Source organism: Thalassomonas actiniarum (assembly GCF_000948975.2).
Classification (GTDB): domain Bacteria; phylum Pseudomonadota; class Gammaproteobacteria; order Enterobacterales; family Alteromonadaceae; genus Thalassomonas; species Thalassomonas actiniarum.
This window is the reverse complement of the sequence record NZ_CP059735.1, coordinates 3,424,580-3,448,274: the sequence shown is the minus strand read 5'-3', so window position 1 is coordinate 3,448,274 and position 23,695 is coordinate 3,424,580. Positions and strand designations below refer to the sequence as shown.

Annotated in this window: 20 protein-coding genes; 11 read left to right on the top strand and 9 right to left on the bottom strand. The window is 47.7% G+C overall.

All coding sequences use genetic code 11. The features are described from left to right. Positions 1 to 80: 80 nt before the first annotated feature. Positions 81 to 1,496 carry an endonuclease gene (locus SG35_RS15125; RefSeq protein ID WP_053043273.1) on the top strand — a complete coding sequence of 472 codons (1,416 nt, stop codon included), beginning with the start codon at positions 81 to 83 and terminating at the stop codon, positions 1,494 to 1,496. Positions 1,497 to 1,680: 184 nt separating this feature from the next. On the opposite strand, the gene SG35_RS15120 is transcribed toward SG35_RS15125, so the two are convergent. The 4 genes from SG35_RS15120 to SG35_RS15105 all read right to left on the bottom strand — a co-directional run bounded on the left by SG35_RS15120 (position 1,681) and on the right by SG35_RS15105 (position 4,937). Further along, a complete protein-coding gene (locus tag SG35_RS15120) occupies positions 1,681 to 2,046 on the bottom strand; it encodes a hypothetical protein (RefSeq protein WP_044834638.1) in 366 nt (121 codons plus the stop codon). Positions 2,047 to 2,325: 279 nt separating this feature from the next. Further along, positions 2,326 to 3,387 (bottom strand): hypothetical protein, encoded by a 1,062-nt coding sequence (locus tag SG35_RS15115; protein ID WP_044834637.1) that lies wholly within the window; start codon positions 3,385 to 3,387, stop codon positions 2,326 to 2,328. A 6-nt stretch (positions 3,388 to 3,393) separates the two neighbouring features. Continuing rightward, positions 3,394 to 3,774 (bottom strand): DUF4150 domain-containing protein, encoded by a 381-nt coding sequence (locus tag SG35_RS15110; protein ID WP_044834636.1) that lies wholly within the window; start codon positions 3,772 to 3,774, stop codon positions 3,394 to 3,396. Positions 3,775 to 3,899: 125 nt separating this feature from the next. Then, complete coding sequence (locus SG35_RS15105; protein ID WP_053043272.1) at positions 3,900 to 4,937, bottom strand: DUF2169 family type VI secretion system accessory protein; 1,038 nt, start codon at positions 4,935 to 4,937, stop codon at positions 3,900 to 3,902. A gap of 279 nt (positions 4,938 to 5,216) precedes the next feature. Here SG35_RS15105 and tagH point away from each other — a divergent pair, with 279 nt between their 5' ends. The 7 genes from tagH to SG35_RS15070 are packed head-to-tail and all read left to right on the top strand — an operon-like array spanning position 5,217 to position 15,034. Then, positions 5,217 to 6,641, top strand: a complete 1,425-nt coding sequence (gene tagH / locus SG35_RS15100; protein WP_044834635.1) for a type VI secretion system-associated FHA domain protein TagH — start codon at positions 5,217 to 5,219, stop codon at positions 6,639 to 6,641. After that, complete coding sequence (gene tssJ / locus SG35_RS15095) at positions 6,641 to 7,123, top strand: type VI secretion system lipoprotein TssJ (RefSeq protein ID WP_044834634.1); 483 nt, start codon at positions 6,641 to 6,643, stop codon at positions 7,121 to 7,123. The genes tagH and tssJ overlap by 1 nt, the downstream gene beginning before the upstream one ends. 5 nt (positions 7,124 to 7,128) lie before the next feature. Further along, a complete protein-coding gene (tssK, locus tag SG35_RS15090; RefSeq protein WP_044834633.1) occupies positions 7,129 to 8,466 on the top strand; it encodes a type VI secretion system baseplate subunit TssK in 1,338 nt (445 codons plus the stop codon). Between the two features lies 1 nt (position 8,467). Beyond that, the gene (icmH, locus tag SG35_RS15085; protein WP_044834632.1) at positions 8,468 to 9,832 is read left to right on the top strand and encodes a type IVB secretion system protein IcmH/DotU; all 1,365 of its coding nucleotides are present in this window, start codon (positions 8,468 to 8,470) and stop codon (positions 9,830 to 9,832) included. Beyond that, complete coding sequence (tssM, locus tag SG35_RS15080; RefSeq protein ID WP_044834631.1) at positions 9,820 to 13,296, top strand: type VI secretion system membrane subunit TssM; 3,477 nt, start codon at positions 9,820 to 9,822, stop codon at positions 13,294 to 13,296. Before icmH ends, tssM begins: the two co-directional genes overlap by 13 nt. After that, the gene (gene tagF / locus SG35_RS15075; RefSeq protein ID WP_053043271.1) at positions 13,293 to 13,982 is read left to right on the top strand and encodes a type VI secretion system-associated protein TagF; all 690 of its coding nucleotides are present in this window, start codon (positions 13,293 to 13,295) and stop codon (positions 13,980 to 13,982) included. Before tssM ends, tagF begins: the two co-directional genes overlap by 4 nt. Continuing rightward, positions 13,982 to 15,034, top strand: a complete 1,053-nt coding sequence (locus SG35_RS15070) for a PP2C family protein-serine/threonine phosphatase (protein ID WP_044834630.1) — start codon at positions 13,982 to 13,984, stop codon at positions 15,032 to 15,034. Before tagF ends, SG35_RS15070 begins: the two co-directional genes overlap by 1 nt. 78 nt (positions 15,035 to 15,112) lie before the next feature. Here SG35_RS15070 and SG35_RS15065 read toward each other — a convergent pair whose 3' ends face one another. The 5 genes from SG35_RS15065 to SG35_RS32105 all read right to left on the bottom strand — a co-directional run bounded on the left by SG35_RS15065 (position 15,113) and on the right by SG35_RS32105 (position 18,144). Further along, a complete protein-coding gene (locus SG35_RS15065) occupies positions 15,113 to 15,739 on the bottom strand; it encodes a DUF4136 domain-containing protein (protein WP_053043270.1) in 627 nt (208 codons plus the stop codon). Positions 15,740 to 15,769: 30 nt separating this feature from the next. Next, positions 15,770 to 16,804 (bottom strand): phospholipase A, encoded by a 1,035-nt coding sequence (locus tag SG35_RS15060; protein WP_053043269.1) that lies wholly within the window; start codon positions 16,802 to 16,804, stop codon positions 15,770 to 15,772. A 28-nt stretch (positions 16,805 to 16,832) separates the two neighbouring features. Then, positions 16,833 to 17,495, bottom strand: a complete 663-nt coding sequence (locus tag SG35_RS15055) for a DUF3313 domain-containing protein (protein WP_044834629.1) — start codon at positions 17,493 to 17,495, stop codon at positions 16,833 to 16,835. Between the two features lie 114 nt (positions 17,496 to 17,609). Then, positions 17,610 to 17,849: a sodium/glutamate symporter gene (locus tag SG35_RS15050; protein WP_236702653.1), complete on the bottom strand. Its 240-nt coding sequence runs from the start codon at positions 17,847 to 17,849 to the stop codon at positions 17,610 to 17,612. A gap of 160 nt (positions 17,850 to 18,009) precedes the next feature. After that, entirely contained in the window at positions 18,010 to 18,144 is a 135-nt protein-coding gene (locus tag SG35_RS32105; protein WP_152646732.1) for a sodium/glutamate symporter, read from the bottom strand. A gap of 364 nt (positions 18,145 to 18,508) precedes the next feature. Here SG35_RS32105 and SG35_RS15045 point away from each other — a divergent pair, with 364 nt between their 5' ends. From SG35_RS15045 to SG35_RS15035, 3 genes are read left to right on the top strand one after another with little or no spacing between them, the layout of a single operon-like run. After that, a complete protein-coding gene (locus SG35_RS15045; protein ID WP_160298342.1) occupies positions 18,509 to 19,456 on the top strand; it encodes an efflux RND transporter periplasmic adaptor subunit in 948 nt (315 codons plus the stop codon). Between the two features lies 1 nt (position 19,457). Continuing rightward, positions 19,458 to 20,579: an efflux RND transporter periplasmic adaptor subunit gene (locus tag SG35_RS15040; protein WP_053043267.1), complete on the top strand. Its 1,122-nt coding sequence runs from the start codon at positions 19,458 to 19,460 to the stop codon at positions 20,577 to 20,579. Beyond that, complete coding sequence (locus tag SG35_RS15035) at positions 20,576 to 23,656, top strand: efflux RND transporter permease subunit (RefSeq protein WP_044834626.1); 3,081 nt, start codon at positions 20,576 to 20,578, stop codon at positions 23,654 to 23,656. The genes SG35_RS15040 and SG35_RS15035 overlap by 4 nt, the downstream gene beginning before the upstream one ends. The last annotated feature ends 39 nt before the right edge of the window (positions 23,657 to 23,695 follow it).

Here is a 23,695-nt window from a genome sequence, read left to right as displayed (position 1 = left end):
CAGGAATGGTCAGGAGTAAAGCCGAAAACCGGCTCGCGAATGCAAATTAACAATAAAAATAAAAGCGTGAAGGAAATATAATGAATAATAATAAAAAACTCAGGAAATCTTTGTGTCAGATTTCTATCCAAGCTTTATGTGCCGGATTGTTATTGCCCGGCTTGGCGGTTAATGCCGAAGTTCCCCAAGGTTATTATGATATGGCAGATAATACCAATGCCCAGGCGTTAAGGAATTCTTTGCATCAGATCATAGATGATCACCAGCGATACCCTTATAGCAGCACGGCAACTGATACCTGGGATATTCTGGAGCAGGCGGATCAGGATCCCGACAATAGCGCACATGTTATCGATGTTTATCTTAATGCCAGTTATATCAAGCACGGCGCCGGTAACAGCGATTATAACCGCGAGCATAGCTGGCCCAAATCTTACGGCTTCCCGGTCGATGTCAGCAGCAACTACCCCTATACCGATGCCCACCATTTATTTATTGCCAACGACAGTTACAACACCAGCCGAAACGACAAACCTTATGATAACTGTACCAGCGGATGCACGGAAAAACCCACCGAATATAACAATGCCCGCGGCGGCGGCGCCGGTGAGTCCAACTGGACCGGGGGCAGCCATACCGATGGCCGCTGGCAAACCTGGAACGGCCGGCGCGGGGATGTTGCCAGGGCACTGATGTATATGGCGGTGCGCTATGAGGGCGGTACACATGGTATTACCGGCCATGACGAGCCGGATTTGATCCTCACCGATGACCGCAGTCTGATGGATGCTTCACAAACCAAGGCCAATATTTCCGTGGGTTATATGGGGTTAAAGTCTGTTTTGCTACAGTGGCATAAAGAAGATCCCGTGGATGCGTTTGAGCAGCGTCGTAATGACGTGATTTACGGCTATCAGGGCAATCGTAACCCTTTTATCGATAATCCTGATTATGTTACTTGTGTCTTTGAAAACATTTGCTCGGGTATTGGCGTACCCGATACCCCTGCGGCTGTGGTTTGGATTAATGAAATTCATTACGATAACAGCGGCGGCGACGTTAATGAGTTTGTCGAACTTGCCGGCTCTGCCAATACCGATTTAAGTGGCTGGAGCCTGGTGGGTTACAACGGCAACGGTGGCGGTGTCTATAAAACTGAAAACCTGACCGGTACTTTAACCAACCAGCAGGGGGGCATGGGTACGCTTAGCTTTGCTATCAGCGGGTTGCAAAATGGCAGCGCCGATGGTTTGGCTTTAGTAAATGCCGCAGGAGAAGTGATCCAGTTTCTTAGCTATGAAGGATCCTTAACGGCAAGCTCGGGTCCGGCATCGGGCATGACTTCGACGGATATCGGTGTAGCGGAAACCTCATCGACGCCTGCGGGTTATTCGTTGCAGCTTGTTGGCAGCGGACAGGCTTACGGTGATTTTTCCTGGGCATCGGCTTCGGCTGAAACGGCGGGTAATGTCAACAACAGCCAAACCTTTCAATAAAGACTAAGCTTTTCTGTCGCTCGGAAATCGGGCGTCAGTTATATACAGGACAGGCTTTTGTTTTGTCAGGGAAGAACCTCAGCGGTTAATTTAGGGTAGGTTATCCCGGTATGATGTTGAAGTTCCGTGCAGTACAAAATGGGGAAAACCATCAAGTTTTCCCCGAAGATTTAAGTACAAGTGACTAGCTGCCATCTTCAAACGAGGCGGTAGCCGAGGCCGTACTCCAGGTACCGTCCTGGTAATTCACTATGGCTGTGGCTGTGTATTGTCTGAAAGCATAAATGGTGATCGAGCAGTATGCGCCCCCGGTGCCACAGCTTGCCGTTGCGCCGCCCCAGCTCACTGAACTGATAGGTTTACTGGCTGCGTCTTTAATTCTAAATACGGCTGTTGCTTTATTCGCACCCCATACCAAGGCAGAACAATAACCTGTTGTATACTGGTCGTAGGCTGGTGTATCGACATAGCACTCCATAGCGGCTGCATATGCTTGAGAAGTAGCGAAAGAGGATGCGACAAGAAGTCCCGCGGTTAATAACTTTTTCATAAATAATCCTTATAAATGATATCATTATTTTTGTTAATGCAGTGCTTCCATAATTGCACTGCATTGGCGATAGTATATTTTTCAACCGGTTTTGCGCAAGTATTTTTGTATTATTTTGTTACATTTTCGCAGCTATGATAGTTCAAGGATTTTTGTATCCTGAAATATTCTGTTTGTCGTCTCATGATTGATTCCGAAATATTTGCTGAGGAAAGCTCAGGAGCTTCTTGGTTAAGGCCGGGAAAGATACCGTCGGAATGTGAATGGGCAGAGACGGAGTTAATGATTGTTCTGCCAAGTGGCGCGATTGGCGATGATCTGGCTTTTATCCGGCCAGTCGAAACTTTCGTCAAAATCATAAGCCAGCCAAGCCTGGTCCAAACTGGCATCATTTAATGTCCAGCCTTTTTCATTAAGGTCAATGCCGGTTAATAAACTGAAAGTTTTACCCGCCAGACGGGCATGTTCGGGATTGTCCATTTGCCTGATAACCCAGTCCAGGTACTGGCTATCTGCCATGGCGCCAATGGCAATCAATAATAGCCGGATGTCATCAGGGTGGGCTTTTAAGAAATTTAGCCATTGGCATCTCTTGGGCTTGGCGATACGGGAAAAAACAAAAGCCACCGCATTTTCCTGGTTGGTATTCTGCTGGCTGATGAAGGGCAGCAGCCGGTCGATAAGTTGAAATCCCTGCAGGCTTATGCATTTGCAAATTAAGTTAAAATTGCCGGTGCTGAGCTCGTCGTTAATAAACGGATTGAGCACCGGCAGCAGTTCTGTATCTTTATCCGTGATCACATCCGTTAGCAAGAAATCCCGGGCGATCTTGTGCTGGCCGTTAAAACAGGTTTCAACCGCTGTCTTCAGGGATAACGATAACGGCGCTTGTTTTTGGTGGTACCTGAATGCCCGCAGACCTAAAAGCCGGTCATTGATTTTTTCTGACCGGCTAAATTGATTCGCCCAAAACTGTGCTTTTTGCCAGGTGTGCCAGCATAGCGCATCTGAAGTCGCTTTGAAAAAACGGCTGTCGATAAAGGCATTGCCAAGCATATTTTTGACATAACGGATATCGTTGAATTCAAAGGCTAAAAAAGCCACGACAAAATGCTCGTCGGCGCGGTTAGCCTCGTTCTCCAGAGATTGTTGGCATAAACTCCAGCCGTAGTCCCCGCTTAAAACCAGGCCTTCGAGGTTTGCCATCAGGCGCTGATACAGTTGGTGGCGGTATTGGGCGAATTGCCGGGTATTTTCTGTTCCAAGCAAGTCCGCGTAGCAATCGCTTGCTTCATCAAAATGGCTTTCTATCACGCTTTTGATCACGGGAGCCGGCGCCACCTCGGTTTACCCCATAATATTTTTCTTGTTGTGAAACAGCGTATCTCCCAGGCGACAGACATTTTTACCTTCAAATTTTACATCAAAGGAGTAAAGCATAAATTCACATTTTCCCCTGGTGACGCCGCTGACAACGCCGCCGACGGATCCTGCTTCATCCCCCATGGAGCTGGAATAGTTTGCTCCCTTTACCATGGCCATCTGGCCATCAACTTTTACTTTTTTTGTGCCTGAGCTGGTATCGGATGCCTTACCGGTATTGGGATAGGGGATCGGTACGGGTCCCCCTGGGGTCGGGGTTTTACAGACATCGGGAAAGACCAGGCTCATGCCGCCGCTTTGTTTGTGTACTACCCCTCTGCCGTTGGCGTATACAGTAGTGCCCATGGGTTTGTTCCGAAATATTGGGACTCATGTATATCAATAGAAGAGATTCTTCGTTTATACCAGAGTGATTGCAATAAATTTCCCGCGACCTTGGCCTTTGCTGTGACAATATCGTTTTGCCTTGATCAGCTTAATCCCAAAAAGTGCTCAGCCCTGGTTAGAGCTATGGTGATTTCATTTAACAGCAGGGGGTTTTTATGACAGTTGATTTCTGTTTTCCACAATAAACAAAAGCGGTTGAGCTCCGGCTCTAATAACAGGGTTTCCAGGGCCAGTTTGGCTTGGGAAGTTTTACCGTTAAAGGTCGCCTCTAGTTTAAATTCACATTCGGGCAGCACAAAGGTGATCAAGCCTTGTTTTGCCAGGTTGGTAAGTTCAACTTTTTCCCCACCACAAAGGGATCCGGGGAGCAGGTTGCAGCCATAGGCGCCAGCGAGGAAAAATTTTCGCTCAAAATCCAGCGGTAACAAGGGACTGCGCTGTTGTTGCCACTGACTGTCATAAGTGCCGCTATATTCTTTCCTCGCAGGCCAATGGCCGGGAATATATCCCAGGCTCCAGGGCAATACTGTGTCTTGAATGTCGGCGATAAGTTTTTCCGGGTTTTCCAGGTTAGGCAAAGGTAGCCCCTGGGTGTCGTTTTTTTTCCTGCGTCCGCAAAATCCTTTTCCTATGGGGTTTTGCGGATAATAAACAGCAGATTGTGGTGACAGTTCTTGATCGGGTAAAAAGTGGTGACAACCGCCGTAGGCATTTTCATAAGTCAAGGGCATGGAAAGTACCGGGACCGGTGTGCTGATGTTTCCCTTATGCCAGTGGCGATCGCCAAAGATACGGATATTTTTTGAAAATTTGCCTATGCTGATACCGCAGTCAAATTCGGACTCTGCTTTGCCTGTGGGAGACCAGGCACTGCCGTTAAGTACGATGTCCTGTCCGGGTTTTGCCAACAGGCATTCGCTTGCATATAACAGGCTGGATGTTTGCGGGTCGCCGATAAACTCGTCGCTGAGTTTAACCGGGAGTTGCTCTGGTGCCAGCATTACCTCAGGCAATATGCTGAAACTGGCTTTGATACACAGTACGGCAATATCTTCACCCTCAGGATTGGTGGTGATCAGGAGCTGACTGGTAAAAGGAGTGTGGTTGACCAGCTGTAACATAACCTGCCCGGTAAACTGTGATGTAAGCCTGATTGAATCAGGTTAAGTTTAGCTGAGATTTTGCCGAAAAAGCCTAAAAAATGAATCAGTTCATTTACCTGATTAGACTAGCGGATCTGTTATATTGTGCTAGATTTTTAAAGGGTGGTAAGTGCCACTTTTATACGTCAATTAAGGCTTGCGGCAATTCTGGCTTCAAAGGCCTGTATATCGGATATCAGGCCAAGTCGTTTTTCATGCATCTACCACCAGTGATTGAATAACTAGGCTGGAAAATCCATGGCTGTCACTTTAGAACTGAGCGTCGTTAATACCCAAAAGCCTCAAATATCGGCGCAGGTTATCAATATAGGTGAAGACGGAGCGACCATAGGCAGGGGAGCAGGCAATACCTGTGTGCTTGAAGATGCGAAACGTTTTATTTCTTCCAGACATGCGCAGATAGATTACTTCCAGGGCAGCTTTTTCTTTACCGATATCAGCACTAACGGTTGCTGGTTAAAGGAAGCCGATGAGGCCATAGGTAAAGGCAACAGAATAAAACTCGATAACAGCACTGCGGTTATTATCGGCCCTTATGAACTGCATTTTCTGCTCAATGAAGAGGAAAAGTCTGCTATTACACCAAGTACTGCTCAGGCAGACCAGGGCAGCGATATCTCCCGGGATGAGGGGCTATTAATCAATAATGAGCTAGATCCTGTTCAGCAAATATTAAACGGTGCTCATCCTTTAGCTGAGACAACTCCCGGTGAGAGCGATGCTATTGCAGGGGAGAGCTTGAGTGAACAAGCTTTTACCTCCCCCGAGGTTAATCAACAAAGTGAACTTTCTTTAAGTGATGGCGCCGATAGCGCGCTCGATGGTTACTTTAAGCCGGATAATGTCGCGGTGGAGAAAATTCCTACCGATTGGGATTTCAACGAAGCCGTTACCGCTTCAACCGAGCAACAAACATCTGAAGCTGCGCTTGCACCGGATAATGTTTTAAATAAACAGCAGGGTATTGCAGATCTTGATGCTGAAAAGGCTCCTGTTGACGGTACACCTGATTTGTCTGTCAATACAGGCGGGAAAGACCCGGTTAAAGAAGGCCATGACAGCTTTGATGCTGTTGCCGCCTTAAGCCGCCAGTTGGGACTGACACTTACTCCCGAATTGCTGCAAAACCCCGAGCCCTTTGTCGATAATATTGCCGATGTTGTCAATGAAGCTACGGCAGGCATTATCAAGTTAATTAATGGCCGGGCGGTCTTTAAGCAAAGTTCAAGGCTGTCGATGACCACCATCCAGCCCAGATCCAATAATCCGCTGAAGTTTTCCGTCGATAAACAAGATGCATTGGAGCATTTATTTACCCGCAGAAAGCCCGCGTATCTTGAAGCGAAAGCTGCGGTCAGCCAGGCGATCACCGATTTGCAAATTCATGAAATGGCCTTTGTTGCCGGGCTACAGGCGGCCTTACAGCAGGTACTACAGACTTTGTCGCCGCAGCAGATAGAAAAAACAGCCGCAGCATCTCCCAATAAATTGCGCAGTTTATTATCCAGCCCAAAATACTGGCAGCAGTATAAAACTACTCATCGGCAGCTTGAGAGTAAGATCACTGAGAACCTTAATGAATTCTTAGGGCAGGATTTTGCCCGGGCCTATGAGCAACAGGTGTCAAAACTTAATCAGGAACATCAGGAGTCGAGCAAATAATGGCTATATTACCCAAACTCATTTCTATTACCGTCTTTTCTTGGTTGCTTTTAACCGCCTGTGTTTCTCCTGCGGATAAAGAAAGGGGCTTTGTTTATGAAATTGAAGCGGTCAAAAATATCAATCCCAACTTTTCCGGTGATCCGTCACCGGTACTATTAAGGGTGTTTCAGCTGACCAATGACGCCAATTTTGCCAATTCCGGTTTCACTGATTTACTGGCGACAGATCTTGGCGGTTTAGGCAATGAGTTGATCCAAAGCAACGATTACCTGGTGCAACCGGGCAGCACAGAGACCATTAAAATCGATATTTCCAAAAACACGAAATATTTTGGCCTGGTATCCGGCTTTATGGATATTGAAAATGCCTCCTGGCGGCAACTGGTGGCGGTACCGGAGGAGAAGATGTCTATTTTTGGCAGGGGCAAGCTGTTGATCCGGGTAAATAAGTTAAGCATCAACGCCCAGATCCGGGAGTAAGGTTTATGCCCGGGCAAAAAAGAGTGGTCTGGAGCGAGGGCATGCTGATGCTGCCTCAGCACTTTCAGCAGCAAACCCGTTATTTTGAGCAGCTTATTCAAGCTCAGCAAAGTCATTATCAATATCCTATGTGGGGAATGGCAAGCCTTGAAATTGACAGTGCCTTACTTAATGCCGGTAAAGTCAGTCTGGTAAAGGCATCGGGTTATTTTCCCGACGGCAGCTTTTTTGAGATCCCGGATCGGGACAACTTGCCCCCGGCATTGGAAATCACCGGGCAAGATCGGGGACAGATCATTTATTTATGCTTGTATCTTTTTCACGCCAGCAATACCGAAGTTAGCCGCGACCAGCAAAAAGCCGGTTATTGCCGTTATTTGCTTGAAGAAATACCGTTAAGAGATACCAGCTGCGATCACGCCGAAAAAAATCATGTTGAGGTCTGCGCATTAAATTTAAGGCTGCTCAGGGAAAAAGATGACAGGGCCGAGTATCTCTCTATTCCGCTTGCCCGGGTGGAGGAAGTTAAAGGGGACGGCAAGGTGGTGCTTAGCCATGATTTTATTGCTTCTACCATCAATATCAAAAGCTGTGCTTATATCTGCAGTGCGCTGGAGGAGCTTGAAAGTGTTGTCCGTCACCGGGCCGAGGCCGTTGCCAACCGGGTCTCGGTGGAAGGCAAGGCGGTAGCCAGTGAAGTATCCGATTTTTTGATGTTATTATGCCTGAACCGTTATTTGCCCCGCTTAGTGCATGTCAGCTCTTATCCTTGTATTCACCCTTATTTCCTGTACCTGCTTTTTATTGAGCTTATTGGTGAATTTTCCACCTTTACCCATGCCGGTAAGTTAGCACCTGATTTGCCTATCTATAATCACCAGCAGCTAAGTGATTGTTTTCATGTGCTTATCAGTGAGCTAAAAGCTTCTTTTAGTGCCGTACTTGAACAAAAGTCCGTCAATATAGCGCTAAAAGACGGCAAAGCCGGGGTGAATATCGCTGTATTGCCTGATAAGCGGCTGTTAACCAACAGTGCTTTTGTGCTGGCGGTGAGTGCGGACATGGGGCTGGATGAATTAAGGAAGTTTTTCCCGGGCCAGGTCAAACTTGGTGCAGTAGAAGAAATTAAAGAGTTGGTGAATGTCCAGTTGCCGGGGATCCAAATCACTCCGCTGGCGGTGGCTCCCCGGCAAATACCTTATCAAAAGGGCACCGTTTATTTTGAACTGGTTCAACAGGGGCAGTATTGGCAAAGCCTGGAAACATCAGGGGGACTTGCCATTCATGTCGGTAGCAAGTTTCCCAACCTGAAATTAGAGCTTTGGGCGGTAAGGACCAGATAACGTGTCTAACCATGACGATAATACCATAGGCATGCCGAATCCGGGGGGAAGGCGGGGGGCGAGCGAGGGCAGTGAAGAAACACAAATTGCCGGCGTTGATTTTGCCCGCCGTGTCAGGGCCAGGTTGGATGCAACGCAGCCGTTGTGCCTTGATAGCCTGGAAAATCCTTTATTGGCTGCGGCGAATGATATTTTAATTTTTGTCGGCAGTGCTGCCGTTATCGCGCCGGGAACCACAGCGGAGCAGCTTAGACAAGATATAGAAGACAAGTTACTGGCATTTGAATCCCTGGCGGTTCAGGCAGGAGAGAGCAGGGAAGCGGCAGTGACGGCACGTTATCTCTTGTGCTGCCTGGTGGATGAAATTGTCCTGACTACGCCCTGGGGCAATGACAGCCAGTGGGCGCAACTGACCCTGCTGGCTAAATTACATAATGAAACCTGGGGCGGTGAAAAGTTTTTCCTGTTAGCGGGCAAGCTGCTGCAACAGCCGGGACAAAATATTAACCTGCTGGAACTGATTTATGTCTGTTTGAGTCTGGGCTTTGCCGGCAAATACCGCATCGCTAAAGATAACGGTGCAACCCTGAGCAACATTAACCAGCAGCTGGTGGCCGCTATCTCTGAAGTACGCCGCGGCGAAAATAGCCCTTTGTCCCCTGCCTGGCAAGGGGTCACGGAAGCTGGTGGGGAAGCATTCAGGTATCAGTCCCCCTATCTGCTCTTTTCGCTGATGCTCATTATTCTGGCCATCGGCTATTTTTCATTTTTCTTTTTATTACGCGGTCAGGTTGAACCCGTATACCGGCATTTATCGGATGTCGCCTGGCAAGAATTGATCAGCTGGGAAAAACAGCAGGCTCCCGATAATGAGAGAGCTACAGAAGTTGGCAGGGAAACCGGGGAGCGGGGAAATAGCGGTGCAGTACTGGATAATGTCAGGGGGCTGTTTGCACAGGATATCAGGCAGGGTCTGGTCAGCGTTGACGTGACGCAAGGTTTTGTCGTGATCCGTTTAAAGCATGCTGCACTGTTTGCCAGCGGCAGTTTGCAGCCGGATAGCCAGTTTTTACCGGAGAAGCTTGCTTTTAAGGCCCTGCTTGACGGTTATCAGGGCTCGGTGCTGGTGGTGGGTCATACCGACTCCACCGGCAAAGCTGATTCAAACTGGAGTATCTCCCTAAGCCGGGCCAATGCTGTGAAAACCTGGCTGACATCCCTGATGGACCGGCCCGGACGCATATATGCCCGGGGCGTAGCTGACAGTCAGCCGCTGGTGGCCAATACCAGTGATGAAAACAGGAGCCGCAACCGCAGGGTAGAAGTGATGCTGCTGGTTAAGGGGTTGACATCATGGCGAAAGTAAAATCGGCAATAAGAAAACTCTTCACCCTGAGCTGGTTTACACCTTTGCTGCTGGTTATTTGCTTATCCGTGATCATCTGGTTTGCCGGCCCCTATATTGCCTTTGCCGGTTACTATCCTTTATACCAGCCTTCACAGCGTTTCTTAGTGATTTTATTAATACTGCTGATCTGGGCGGTGAGCAGCTTTTATCGCTACCATCAAGAGAAAAAAAAGGAGCAGCAGCTGAATCAGGCGCTGGCCGGGGACGGACAGGATCAGGCAGATAAAGATGCCGAAGCCCTTGAGCTCAAAGAAAAATTTAGCCAGGCTTTTACCCTGATTAATAAAAATACCGGCGGGCAGCAACTGCTCAGCCGTTTACCCTGGTATATGATCATAGGATCGCCGGGTTGCGGTAAAACCACTTTGCTGGCCAATTCGGGTTTAGAGTTCCCCCTGGCCGGCCAGTTAGGTGAACCTGCGGTAAAGGGGGTGGGCGGTACAAAAAATTGTGACTGGTGGTTCAGCCGGGAAGCGGTATTGCTCGATACTGCCGGGCGTTATACCAGCCGGGATAGCCACAGTGAGCTTGACCGTGCCGCCTGGGAGCAGTTTCTTGCGCTCATTTGCAAGTTTCGTAAAAAGCCCATTAATGGTGTGCTGGTGGCCATCGGCGTTGATGAACTGTTAACGGCAAACCCGGGCGGGCTTAATGAGCAGATAAATGCTGCCAGGCAAAGGGTGAGTGAGTTAAATGCCTGCTTTGGGGTAAAATTGCCGGTATATTTGCTGCTGACGAAAACAGATCTGTTGCCGGGGTTTAGCGAGTTTTTTGAAAGTTACGGTTATCGTGAGCGCGAACAGGTATTCGGGCTGACCTTTACCGGTACCGGCAGCGGGGTGATGAGCGAGTTCGAACAGGCGTTTGCGGCGCTGACGCATTCCTTGTGCCACCAGCAGTGGCGGCGCATGGAGCAGGAGCGTGATAGCGGACGCAAGAAAAGTATTTATTTGTTTAGCCACCAGGTGGCGGCATTGAAAAACGCCTTGAAGGAGCTGGTCACTGCATTTTGCCATGAAGACGATTTTACCCGGGGGGGCATTGTCCGGGGCCTTTATTTCACCAGCGGTACCCAGCACGGGGCTCCCATAGATAACTTGCTGGCAAATGTTGCCACCAGCTTGGGGCTAAACGCCAAAAATACCCTGAGTTTTCCCCTTGAAGCGCGCAGTTACTTTATTAAAAACCTGCTGCAAGACCTGGTCTTTAAAGAAGCCAATGCCTTTGGGGTGTTCACCGCTTATGAAAAACGCAAAAAACGCTTGTTAACCGGTGCTTTTTCCCTGGCCGGCGCCATAACTTTGTTATTGGTGGCAGGCTGGTATTTCAGCTACCAGGATAATAAAGCCATGATCCGGCAAACCGATCAGCAGCTGCTGAGTTGGCTGAAACAATATCAGCACAGCGGGCAGGAGGCCATGACAGTGCCGCTGGGCTTGCAGCCGTTAAACCAGCTGGAGAATATGCTTGCCAGCTTAAAAGCGCACCAGGGCGGCTTTTATCAACTGGGACTGGGCCAGGCGGGAGCGCTTTATGATGCCGTTAATGAAAGCTATCAGCGCCTGGCTAATGTCATCGTCATGCCCTGGGTAAAAACCTTATTCGAAAGTCAATTAACACGCAGCAATGTCGATACCGGTGTTATTTTTCAAAACCTGAAGGCTTATTTGATGCTGGACCGTGAACGGGACAGGGATATCGATTTTTTAACGGCGCAGACAACTTTAAGCTGGCAGCAGCAAAACCGGCTGTCAAAAGAGCAGCTTAATGCCCTGCTGAATCATTTTCAGCATGTGCTGCGTGAACCCGGGTTAAGGGTTAATCTGGATCAGCAAGTGATCACCCGGGCACAAAACAAGCTGAAACAAAGCCAGTTAGCCGACTTATATTATCACCAGTTTAAACAGGACTATCTTGGCAATACCAGCTTTATGCTCTCCATGGCAGATATTGCCGGACCGGCGTGGCAAGATGTCTTTGCCGCGCCGCCACAGCCGGAAAAAGTACTATCTTTGTTTTATAGCCGGGAGTTTTTTGACAAAACGGATCAAGAGCTGCTGGAGGCCTTTTTACATGACAATGGCCGCTATAGCTGGGTATTAGGCGATCAAGAACAAGAGCCGGATTTTCGCCGGCTAAAAAGCGACATTATGGACCTTTATACCCGGGACTATATCAAGGCATGGAAAAGCTTATTGGGGCAATTACACATAGATGCCTTTACCGAACTCTCCAGAGGGATCCGAGCCCTTGAAAGTGCCAGCGGCAGTCACTCTCCCTTTATTTATCTGTTAAACACCCTTGAATTAAATACCCGGTTGAGCAAACCCGGTTTGATGGATAAAACCCAGAAATTATTGGACAAGGGCTTTTCCGGGGAAAGCCGGCTGCGGCGTTTAGCCGATCAGGGGGCCGGGCTTGGCGGCGAAAAGCTTAGCCCGAAAGAGCAGGTGACACAGGCGTTTGCTACTATCAATGGCGTAAATGATGAAGCAAACAAACTGGCTTACCAGGATAAATTGCTCAATGCGCTTTCGGAGCTTTTTGTCCATTTATCGCTGTTAAGTCAGCAAAGTGGCCAGGGCATTGTCTCTGAGGCTAAGCAAGAGCATAAACCGGTTAAGGGGTTAAGAACGTTTGCTGTCAGGCAAGCTATGCCGTTAAAGCGTTGGCTTGAGCAAATCAGCCAGGAAACCGAAAATGCTTTATGGTATGGCGCCAGCAAGGAAGTGGCCCGTGTCTGGCAACAATCTTATTTACAGCAATGTCAAAAGATCACCGCTCAGGGTTATCCCTTTATGCCTTCGGCCAGGCAGGAGATTTTGCTGCAGGACTTTAGTACCCTTTTTGCCCGTTCGGGATTGCTGCAGCGTTTTTATGATCAATACCTGGATAAACTGATTGATAATGTCAGTGTGCCCTGGCGCTGGAAAGGGGAGGTACCGGCAAAGTTACTATATTCACAGCAGGCGCTGAGATTTTTTCAGCAGGCAAACCTGATCAGACAAAGTTATTTTGATATCAGCGGCGACAATCCCTTTGTTGAGCTGGAGTTTACCCCGGTATATCTGGATCCCAGGGTGAGGCGTTTCAGTTTGAATATCTCCGGTCAGCCGGTAACTTATCAGTTCGGTCCGCCGATCACTAAAAAGATCACCTGGCCCGGCAGCAGGGGCGTTGAACACATTACCCTGTCTTTTACCCGGCAAGATGGCAGCGAGGTGGTGCACAGGGAGGAAGGTACTTTTGGTTTATTTCGCCTGTTGGCAAGTAGCAAGGTTAAGCCTCTGAAAAAAAACAGCTTTCAACTTACCTTTACCCTGGATGGCTATCAGGCTATTTATGCCGTGGCTTCCCGGCGCAGGGTACATCCCTTGGCTATTCCTGCTTTAGCCGAATTTGTCTGTTTGGAGCGCTTATGATCAAGGGCATAGGCTTTTATGGAAAATTACCGGCATTTGGTGATTTTATCCGCCGCAATCTAAGTGCGGTTTTTATTGACCACTGGGACAACTGGCAAATGCGCGCGATGGAAAGTGCCGGCTGGCAGCTGAAAGACAAGTGGCAAAAGCTGTATTTAAATGCGCCTGTTTGGCGATTTTACCTCAGTGAAGGTCTGTTGGATGACAATGCCTTTTTGGGGATCACTATGCCCAGTGTCGACAAGGTTGGCAGGTTATACCCGTTTACTCTGGTGGTGGAATTGGACGGGCAAGATAATCCCCTGGCTTTGTTGTGTTGCCTGGAAAGCGAACTTATTCGCCTTGAAGATTTTTTAATTGCTTTACTTGATGAGAAAATCATAGATCTTAAAGTATTACTGGCGCATTTGACCCGGGAAACCGAGGCAGCACTAACCGGTCGTTTGATCCCTGAGGCCTTGGTTTCATCATTAACCGGCGGTGAACTTTTTAGTTGTGAACTCACCGATTTGCAGGATCTGACTCCGGCAGTATCTGCCATGGCCTGTAATTTTATTAAGCATCAAACTCCTAAATATAGCTTCTGGTGGTCATGCGGCAGCCAGAGGCGCGCGCCGCAATTTAGAGTATTTGACGATATGCCGCCTGCGCAGGCCTATATCAGCTTTCTGGAAAGAGAAACTTGATGTTAACGCAAAACTGGCAAAGTCAGGCTATCAGCCATCAGGGACGTGTACGCAGTGAAAACCAGGATGCCTGTCTTAGCGACGATAACAATCAGTTATGGTTAGTGGCAGATGGCATGGGGGGAGGAAAAGGCGGCGCTTTAGCCAGTCAAATGCTTAAACAGGCCTTTGAAAATGTTCAGCTCAAAGAAACGCTGGTGGAGCGGGTGGAGCAGCTGGAGCAGCTGGTTTTTAACGCTAATCTTAATATTTATCACTATGCCGGGGAAAACTTTGCCGGAGCCTATATGGGCACGACTTTGGTGTTGCTTAACCGTTGGCATAATCTCGGTATTCTTATTTGGGCGGGTGACTCCCGTTGTTACGGGCAAGATGCCCGGGAGTTATTTTGCCTGACCTGGGATCATAACCAGGCGACCGAGCTGATGAAGTCAGGACTGCTTAGTGAAGATGAAATGAAAAAAATGCCCAAAAGCAATGCTATTACCCGGGCGGTGGGACTGGATGTGGAGTTATGCCTGGAAATCAAACTGCTGGATATGACCGCCTGGCAGTTATTTTTATTATGCAGTGACGGTATTTATAGCGAAGTGAGTGATAGTTTAATGTTTAACTGTTTTTCAACGGATAACAGCATCGAGAATAAACTGGGTGACATACAGGAGAAGGTATTAAAATCAGGTGCCCATGACAATCTCACCCTGGTTTGTGTTTATTCGGAGCTGCAGCTGGAGACTGAAATTTCCACCGCCTATTTACACCCCTGGAACAAGGATATTGAGCAATTACAATTTGATTATTATCTCGGCAATATCGCGCTGGCGCAGCTGTTAGCTAAACGGCGGAAATTGCTGGATGATCTGGTCGAGATACTACCTGGGGCTGGTGATACCCCCCGGACATTGCCAACAGGAGATATTAAGGCCTTATACCAGCTATCAGAACAAATAAGGCATAGGCGTGATCCGGTATATTTTATCTTTGCCGGTATCATAGTGCTGATTTTACTTGTCTTTATTTATATCTTTTTTGGTGTTAGCGATAAAATGTAAAGCCGGGCACTGACTGTTCATTACTTCATTTACCCATTTAATTTATGCCTGGTTATCACTTTTTATGGCCTAAGCGGTTTAGCCGGAATTAAAAGAGAGAAGTAGCTGAGCCACCACCTGCTTAATGAGTAAATCCCTGTCTTTAGCATCTTGTTTACTTAAACGCTTACTGGCCCAGCCGTGCCAGACAGGCTGTTTGCTTTTGACGTCATAAATATCGATTGCCAAATGGCCCTGGGTATAACTTCTGATTTCATTTTGGTTTGTTATCACACTACCCGCGTGGCGATAGCCGCCATAAAAGCCACGGCCCCAACCGAAACCATGGTAACTGACCGGATAAGAGGTGACTTTTATCTTGTCCCGGCTACCGACGGTAAAAGAAACGGTGAAATCGGCCCTTTCCCCGTCAGCGATATGCGTATATCCTTTGCGGATAAGTTCATCTTCTATTGCCTGGGATATTTTTAATTGAGTGATCGGACTTAATTCAGGGGAGGGGACTAGCAGGCGATCTTTGGTTAACCAGGAAAAGGTTTTATAACCTGATGTTGAGATTGCCGGATTAAGCTCATGTTTGATAGTAAACTTGGGGCTGGTGGAGCATGCTGTTAACAGTAAACAGCTAATGACTGATAGACTCTGTGTTAGCCAAGAGCGTTTATTTATGGCCAAAAGTCCAATTTTTGAGGTGAATGTATTCATTTTACTAATCCAAAGGGTTTCTGCTCACAATTAAAGCAGGTTGGTTAATGCGATACCTAAACCGAATCTCTGCTGTTTATGATTGTAATCAATCAGGCTTTCACCATAACCGCTGGTATATTGGAGATAACCGCGTAACTTTCCCCACAAAGGAAAGGTTAAACCTAATTCCAGGCCACCGTGGTGCTCGGCAAAATTTTCGCGTCCGGTAAAAGATAACTCGTATTGTTGCCATTTATAGGCGGCTTTCACTTCAAAGTAACCCATAAAATCTTCTATATCCGGATTATCATCACCTTCCGGGTCAAGTTCAAACGCCTTGTCATCTTCTTCGATACGCCACCAGGGCTTAAAGGATAAGCCAAAGTTGTTTTTTTCAAACAGAAAGTTGACGTAAAGGCGGTTCCAGCTACGGGATAACAGCTGGGAGCGGCCATTGGACTGATGTTCTATGCCCAGAGCCAAACCGGTATTGCTGTCAACCGGATGCCAGTTTAAGGGAGTTAAATAAAAAAATTCCGGCTGGTAATTGGTTTCCCTAAAAGGTTTGGAAATGTTATCTGAATACACTTGCCACCACGACTGCAAGGTAAAACCGAAATATATGCCATCACCCGGGGTAAAAAGGCTGGCATAATTTAACGGTACTTTAATGCTTAACTGAAGCTTGGCCTCTGTGTCTTCAAAGTTTTCAGCCCAGCCACCAATGGCGGTGTAAGCTTGTTTATTGATTTCATCGCTGATACTCACCGGCAGGATGTAGTTCATCTTATGGGGGGTGATCACATAGGGATCAAAGGCGGTTTGCCGTTCTGACAAGATCCTCTGGCTAATGGCCCCGGGTTTGGTTATTTTCTTTTTTAGCTCCTGTTGACATTTCTGACGAATTTGTTCAATGGTACTGTTCGCTGCTGCTGATTTTATTGCCTTAAGCAGGCACTGATCCAAGTCATCGCCTGTTGCCCCATAGCATAGAACGGGCAGGCTTAACATCAGGCATTGCAGCAAGGATAAAGCAGGGGACTTTGTCGTAAAAATTTCTGGTTTGGCCTGAAAACTATTCATGTTGCTACCTGTATTTACATTGTTTTTACTACAAGTTATCTGATATCGTCTTTTGCATGGTTTTGGTCCAGCTGTCGATCAAAGGTTTGACTTTATCTAAGGTCAGCGGGGTTTTATCGTTATCCAGGGTTTCACCTTTACCGCTTTTCACGGCTGCGGCCATTAATTCGCCGGATAATGAATCTACCACTTCCGCTTCTACCTGAAGCTGAACCACGACATCACTCATGCCGCCAGATGCGGCGGTAACAAGAAAGGCAATAGGTATGTACTGGTAGGCTGCCAGGGATTTATCCGTGACCTTAACACCGGTAATCGCCATTTTCATGCGCAGGGTTCTTTCTCCGGGTTCATTAACGACCTGGACGTTTTTGGCTATGGCTCGCCGGAACTGACGGTTAAAGTATTGGCTGATCTCGGTTAATACTTTTTTTGATATGGTATCGCTGGCCGGCGGGGCGGGGTAATAGGAGATAGGATCCAGTAATACCTTGGAATAGCTCCTGCCTTTAATTTGTTTGCTGATAAAACGTTGCAATTGGGAATCATCTTGAGCATCAACCGGTTTTAACAGTGTATAATCACTTAAAAAACCGCTGAACTGATTGCTTTGCACTGTTTGGCTAGATTCTGTGCCGGTTGAGCCGCAACCTAATAATAGCAGTATTAATAACAGCGAAAAATTCTTCATTGTTACACTCCTTATAACCTAAAAATTAAGAAAACGATAAGTTGGCTTTAGCCTAGACGATGTTTTTGGGATTATCTAGGCGATTGTTTTTTTTCCGGAATTTTACACTTCAATTCACCCCGGCGCGCATATATTGAATAATGATCGCATTGGAGATAGCGATAAAAACGCCCCTACCAAAGGCACCATCACAAAAGCTAACGGTGAAGCACCGTATTTTGGGGGGACAGCGGTTATATTGGCAATGGCGGTAGGGGTTGCTCCCAGGGCCAGGCCGGCGTAACCGGAGGAAATAATGGCGGCATCATAATTTTTTCCCGTCGGCCAGCTGATTTTTTCCCAGATAAGCGGCACCGAATTTGTTAATAAGATACCGCCAAAAACACAGGGCACAAATGGTAAATGAATGCCAAAGGCGAGCAGAAACCTGTGCAGCTGAATGCCGATAGCTATGGCAAAAGCAAGATTAAATAAACAGGAAAAGACTGAATCTACGGTAATTTTTTCTTTGTGTTCATTGGCAATGGGCCGCCGCTGACGGGGCGGGAATATTATAGTGCTTAAAAAAATGGATTTTACGGTTGAGGCAGCGCCCTAAAAACAGCACCAGGATGGCTGAAATAACGGCTTGCCTTGCATTAAGTTCCATAAATGACTTAGCTTCACCTTGCTTTTGTAACTAATTGATAAATACTGATTAAAGCCTATATCATTTTTAAAAAAAATTACTAGGCTTACTAGGACTTTATATTTTTTATTTTTCGGGGTCGGTTTCATTTACTGTTACCGCTATCAATAAAAGCTGTTAGCACAGGGACAGGGAAAATAATGTAGCAAATGATTAAAATATGAGCCGCTGAACCATGCCCCGGGAGAAAAGTGACAAGGGGAAAATGAGTATGAATGCCTTTTGCAGGATCTTATGTTTATTTTTCGGAGCTGGTTTACTGCTTTCCTGTTCGGATGGAGGGAATATCAAGGTTAACCCTGAGCCGGTCCGGCCGGTTAAGTTTATGGAAATAAATCTGTTAACCAGTAAACAGCATCACTTTCCCGGGGAGGTGAAAGCCAGTAAACAGGCACTGCTTGCCTTTAGAGTACCGGGGGAGATATTAAAATATCATGTCGTTTCCGGTCAACAAGTAAGCCAGGATCAATTACTTGTTGAGCTAGACCCGGTTGAGTACCAACTTTTGGTCAATGCCAGGCAGGCTAATTTTGAACTTGCCCGGGTGCAATACCGGCGTGCTGCGGTACTGGTAAAGGATTTTTTAATTTCCCAGGAGGACTTTGACAATGCCAAAACGGCGCTGCAAGTAGCAGAGTCGGCATTAAAAACGGCACAAGCCAACCTTTCTTATACCAAGTTTTACGCCCCTTATAGTGGTGTGGTCGCCGCCACCTATAAACAAAATTATGAATATGTGAATGCCCAGCAGCCGGTATTATCGTTTCAATCTGTTAATGCCATAGATATTGAAATAGCGGTGCCGGAAAGGTTAATGACGGCATTGAGAAAACAGACAAATGCCGGGGCCAGGCAGCAGGCACAGATTGCTTTTGCCGTGGATGCCAGTAAAAAGTATCCTGCCAGCTTGAAAAATATCGGTACCGTTGCCGATCCGGATACCGGTTCTTATAAGGTTAAGCTGACCATGGCGCAGCCAAAGGAAATCACCTTGTATCCCGGCATGGCGGCCATGGCCAGCACCAGCTTACAACTGGCGGATAATGAATTAAATGCCCGCATTCCCGCCAGTGCCATAGTTTCAGAGGGAGAGCAGCGCTTTGTCTGGCGCATCAACCAGGAGCAAACCCTGGAAAAGGCCTATATCACTTTGGCTGCCAATAACCAGCTGACCTCTGGGCTGGATGACGGCGACATTATTGTTACCGCCGGGGCCGGTGAATTGACCCCGGGACAAAAGGTGAAAAAGTGGCAAAAAGAGCGGGGACTTTAATATGAAGCATCACATGTTATCTTGGCCGGTGGCCTGGTTGCCGGTTTTGCTGCTTTGCAGCCTGCTGGGGGCTTGTGGCAAACCCGCTACTCCTGAGGTGGTTACTCCGCTTGTTGATGTCTTTACTGTGCCGGTAAAAAATGAACAGGATCTGCAAAAATTTCCTGCCGTGGTCCAGGCCAGTGATTTAACATCATTAAGTTTCAGGGTTAGCGGGGAATTGACACAAATCCCGGTCAGCAGTGGACAACAAGTAAAAAAAGGCGACTTAATAGCCAAAATCGATGCCACGGATTTTGAACTGGCGGTAAAAGATAAAAAGGCTAAAGTTGCCCTGGCGAAGGTTTCCATGCAGCGGGCGGAAAAAATGGTCGCCCTTAAAAACATGTCTCAGAGTACCCTGGATGAACTCGAAGCTAAATATAGTATGGCACAGGCGGATTATGAGTACGCCAGGGTATTGTTAACCTATGTTGAATTAAAAGCACCGTTTGACGGGATTATTGCCAGTGTGCCGGCGGATAATTACCAGACCACTGCGCCGGGTCAGGTGGTGGTAACCATGCACCGCATAGATAAACTTGAAGTCAAAGTTAACCTGCCGGATGTCATTTTGGCATTAGCGGACAGTAATAATGAAGAGCGGGAGTCGATAACTTTAGATGTTAGTCTGGATGCTTACCCCGGGCATGTTTTTAAAGGCCGCTATAAGGAACACACCACAGAACAAAGCAGCGAAAGTAAAAGCTATCAATTGATCCTGGAATTACCCCGGGACCCGGACAGAGTCGCCCTGCAGGGCATGCCCGGCAGTGTTGAAATAGATCTGGCTAAATTAAACGCGCAAAACCGGATGATAAGCGTACCGCTTAAGGCCATTGTTTTGCCCGATGCTTACCCGCTAACCGGTGGTGAAAAGCTGTTATGGCGTATCAAAGGTGATTTTAGTGTCGAAGCGATCAAGGTAAGAGCCCACGGCCTGGCAGACAGCGCCCATATTGGAGTGTTGGGGGAGCTTAATGCCGGGGATAAGATCGCGGTATCGGGGTTGAGTTATTTAAAACCGGGAATGAAGGTCAGGCTTGTGCAAAGTTCAGCTGGCAACAAGGAGCAAACCTTATGAGTGTCGCCGAGTATTTTATCAAGAATAAAGTCATTAGCTGGATGTTTACCCTGATCTTGCTCCTGGGGGGGACTTTCTCCTATCTGGGGTTAGGGCAGCTCGAAGATCCCGAATTTACCATTAAAGATGCCCTGGTGATCACCTCTTACCCGGGGGCAACCCCGTTGCAGGTGGAAGAAGAAGTCTCTTATTTAATTGAAAAGCAGATCTTAACTTTGCCCTATGTTGATGAAATAAAATCGATAAATAGCCGGGGCTTATCGCAGATCACCGTGACCATGAAAAACCAATACGGCGCCGAAGAATTGCCGCAGATCTGGGATGAATTACGCCGTAAAGTCAATGATCTTAGCCCCCAGTTACCTCCGGGAGTAGGGACTCCCAGGGTCATTGATGATTTTGGCGATGTTTACGGCATTATGTGGGCGGTTACCGGAGAAGGTTTTGCTTATAACGACTTAAAAGATTATGTCGATTTCCTTAAACGCGACATTGAGCTGGTTGACGGGGTGTCTAAGGTTTCAATCGCGGGAGAGCAGCAAGAGGTGGTATATATTGAGGTATCCGCCAATAAAATGGCCAGTTTAGGTATATCACCCGACACCATTTATAGTTTATTGACCTCGCAAAATACCGTACAGGCCGCCGGGGCTATCCATGGCGGAACGGAATATATTTATGTCCATCCAACCGGGGAGTATAGCTCGGTTAAAGCGCTGGAGGATTTATTAATCACCAGTTCGGGCAGCAATAAGCTGATTTATCTTAAGGATGTTGCCACGGTCTCCAAGGGTTATAAAGAAGTACCCGATAACCTGATTAATTTTGACGGCAAGCAGGCGATAAATGTCGCGATTTCTTTTGCCAGTGGCGTCAATGTGGTCAAGGTGGGTGAGGCGATAGATAAACGGCTGGCTCAATTAGAGCAATTTCGGCCGGCGGGTATTAATATCGGGGTGATTTATGATCAACCCAAGGAAGTGGATAAATCCGTTGGTGCCTTTGTGTTAAACCTGGTGGAAGCCGTTGCCATTGTTGTGGTGGTACTCCTGGTTTTTATGGGATTAAAGTCCGGGTTATTGATAGGTTTGATCTTGTTGTTAACCGTACTGGGCACTTTCTTGTTTATGAAATGGTTTGCCATTGACCTGCAGCGTATTTCCCTGGGGGCGTTGATTATTGCCCTGGGGATGCTGGTGGATAATGCCATCGTAGTGGTGGAAGGGATCCTCATCGGCCAGTCGAAAGGGCAGAAAAAACTGGAGGCGGCCAAGGCAATTGTCGGGCAAACCATCTGGCCGTTGCTGGGGGCCACGGTTATCGCGATTGTCGCTTTCGCGCCGATAGGCCTGTCGCCGGACGCCACCGGCGAATTTGCCGGCACCTTATTTTGGGTATTGTTTATTTCCTTGTTTATCAGTTGGATTACTGCCATCACCCTGACGCCGTTTTTTGCTCATCTGCTGTTTAAAGAAACCCCCGAGCAAAACGGGGATAAAAAGGAAGCACAGGCGGATCCTTACCAGGGAGCATTTTTTACTTTTTATAAGGGGTTATTAGATATTTGCCTGCGTTTTAAGGCATTGACCATGCTGGTGGTGATAGGGCTTTTTGTGCTCTCTGTCTGGGGTTACGGCCTGGTAAAACAAGCCTTTTTCCCGCCTTCTACCACACCGATATTCTTGATTGATCTCTGGATGCCCCAGGGCACGGATATCCGCGACACCGCCGCGATTTCAGATATCATAGAGCAGGAACTATTAACCTATGAGCAGGTAGAGCATGTGACCGCCACCGTAGGCAAAGGGGCGCAACGTTTTATGCTCACCTATGATGCCGAGCGCAGCTATGCCGCTTATGCCCAGTTGCTGGTGCGGGTAAAAAATTCGGAAGTGATTGTGCCGACCATGGAGTTAGCCCAAACTTATGTTGATGGCAATCATCCGCAATTGATGACTAAATTTAAACGCCTGGAAATAGGGCCTTCGCCTTCGGCCAAAGTTGAGGCCGAATTTACCGGACCCGATGCCGATGTCTTGCGCCAGCTGGCGGCCCAGGCAATAGATGTTTTCCACCAGGCGGGAGGCACGGTCAATGTCCGCCATAACTGGCGCGAACGCACTAAAGTTTTTCAGCCTCATTTTAATGAAACCCAGGCGCGGCGACTTGGCATAACCCGTCAGGATGTCGATGATATGTTGCAGATGAATTTGTCCGGCTTGACTATAGGGTTATACCGGGAAGGGACTTCGCTATTACCTATTATCACCCGTTTATCTGCCAGTGAAAGGGAAAGTGCGGTGGAAAGTCTGCGTATCTGGTCTCCCATTTATCAGCAGCTGATCCCCATCAGGCAGGTTATCGATGATGCCGTGATCATCTGGGAAGATCCGCTGATCCAGCGCAGGGACAGAAAACGTATGATCACCGTGATGATGGATCCCGACTTTAAAACCGGGGAAACGGCGACCTCGCTAAGGAACAGGGTGATCAGGCAAATTGAGGCCATTGACTTGCCTGTGGGATACGCGTTGAGCTGGGGTGGGGAATATGCCGATTCCAGCGAAGCTTCTTCGGCGATATTTTCCTCTTTGCCCATGGGCTATCTGGTGATGTTTTTGATCACGGTTTTTCTTTTTAATGCGGTGAAAAAGCCCCTGGTGATCTGGGCCTGTGTACCGCTTGCCCTGATTGGCATAGTGGCGGGTTTGTTGATCCTCAAAAAACCCTTTGGTTTTATGGCCTTGCTGGGTATGCTCAGTTTATCCGGTATGCTGCTTAAAAACGGTATCGTATTGCTGGATCAAATTAATATCGAAATGCACAAGGGGCTTGAACCCTACGAGGCCGTCTTTATCTCGGCGGTTAGCCGGGTACGCCCTGTGTGTATGGCGGCGATCACCACCATATTAGGCATGTTGCCGCTGCTGCTGGATGCTTTTTTCGAGTCGATGGCGGCTGTGGTGATGTTTGGTTTAGGGGTTGCCACTATCCTCACCCTGATAGTGGTGCCTGTGCTGTTTTGCTTGTTTCATGGCGTTAAATACCGGCCTTTGGCTGAGTTTAACTCAGTTTAACCGAGCTGGGCTCAGGCGAAGATGAAAAGGCATTTATGT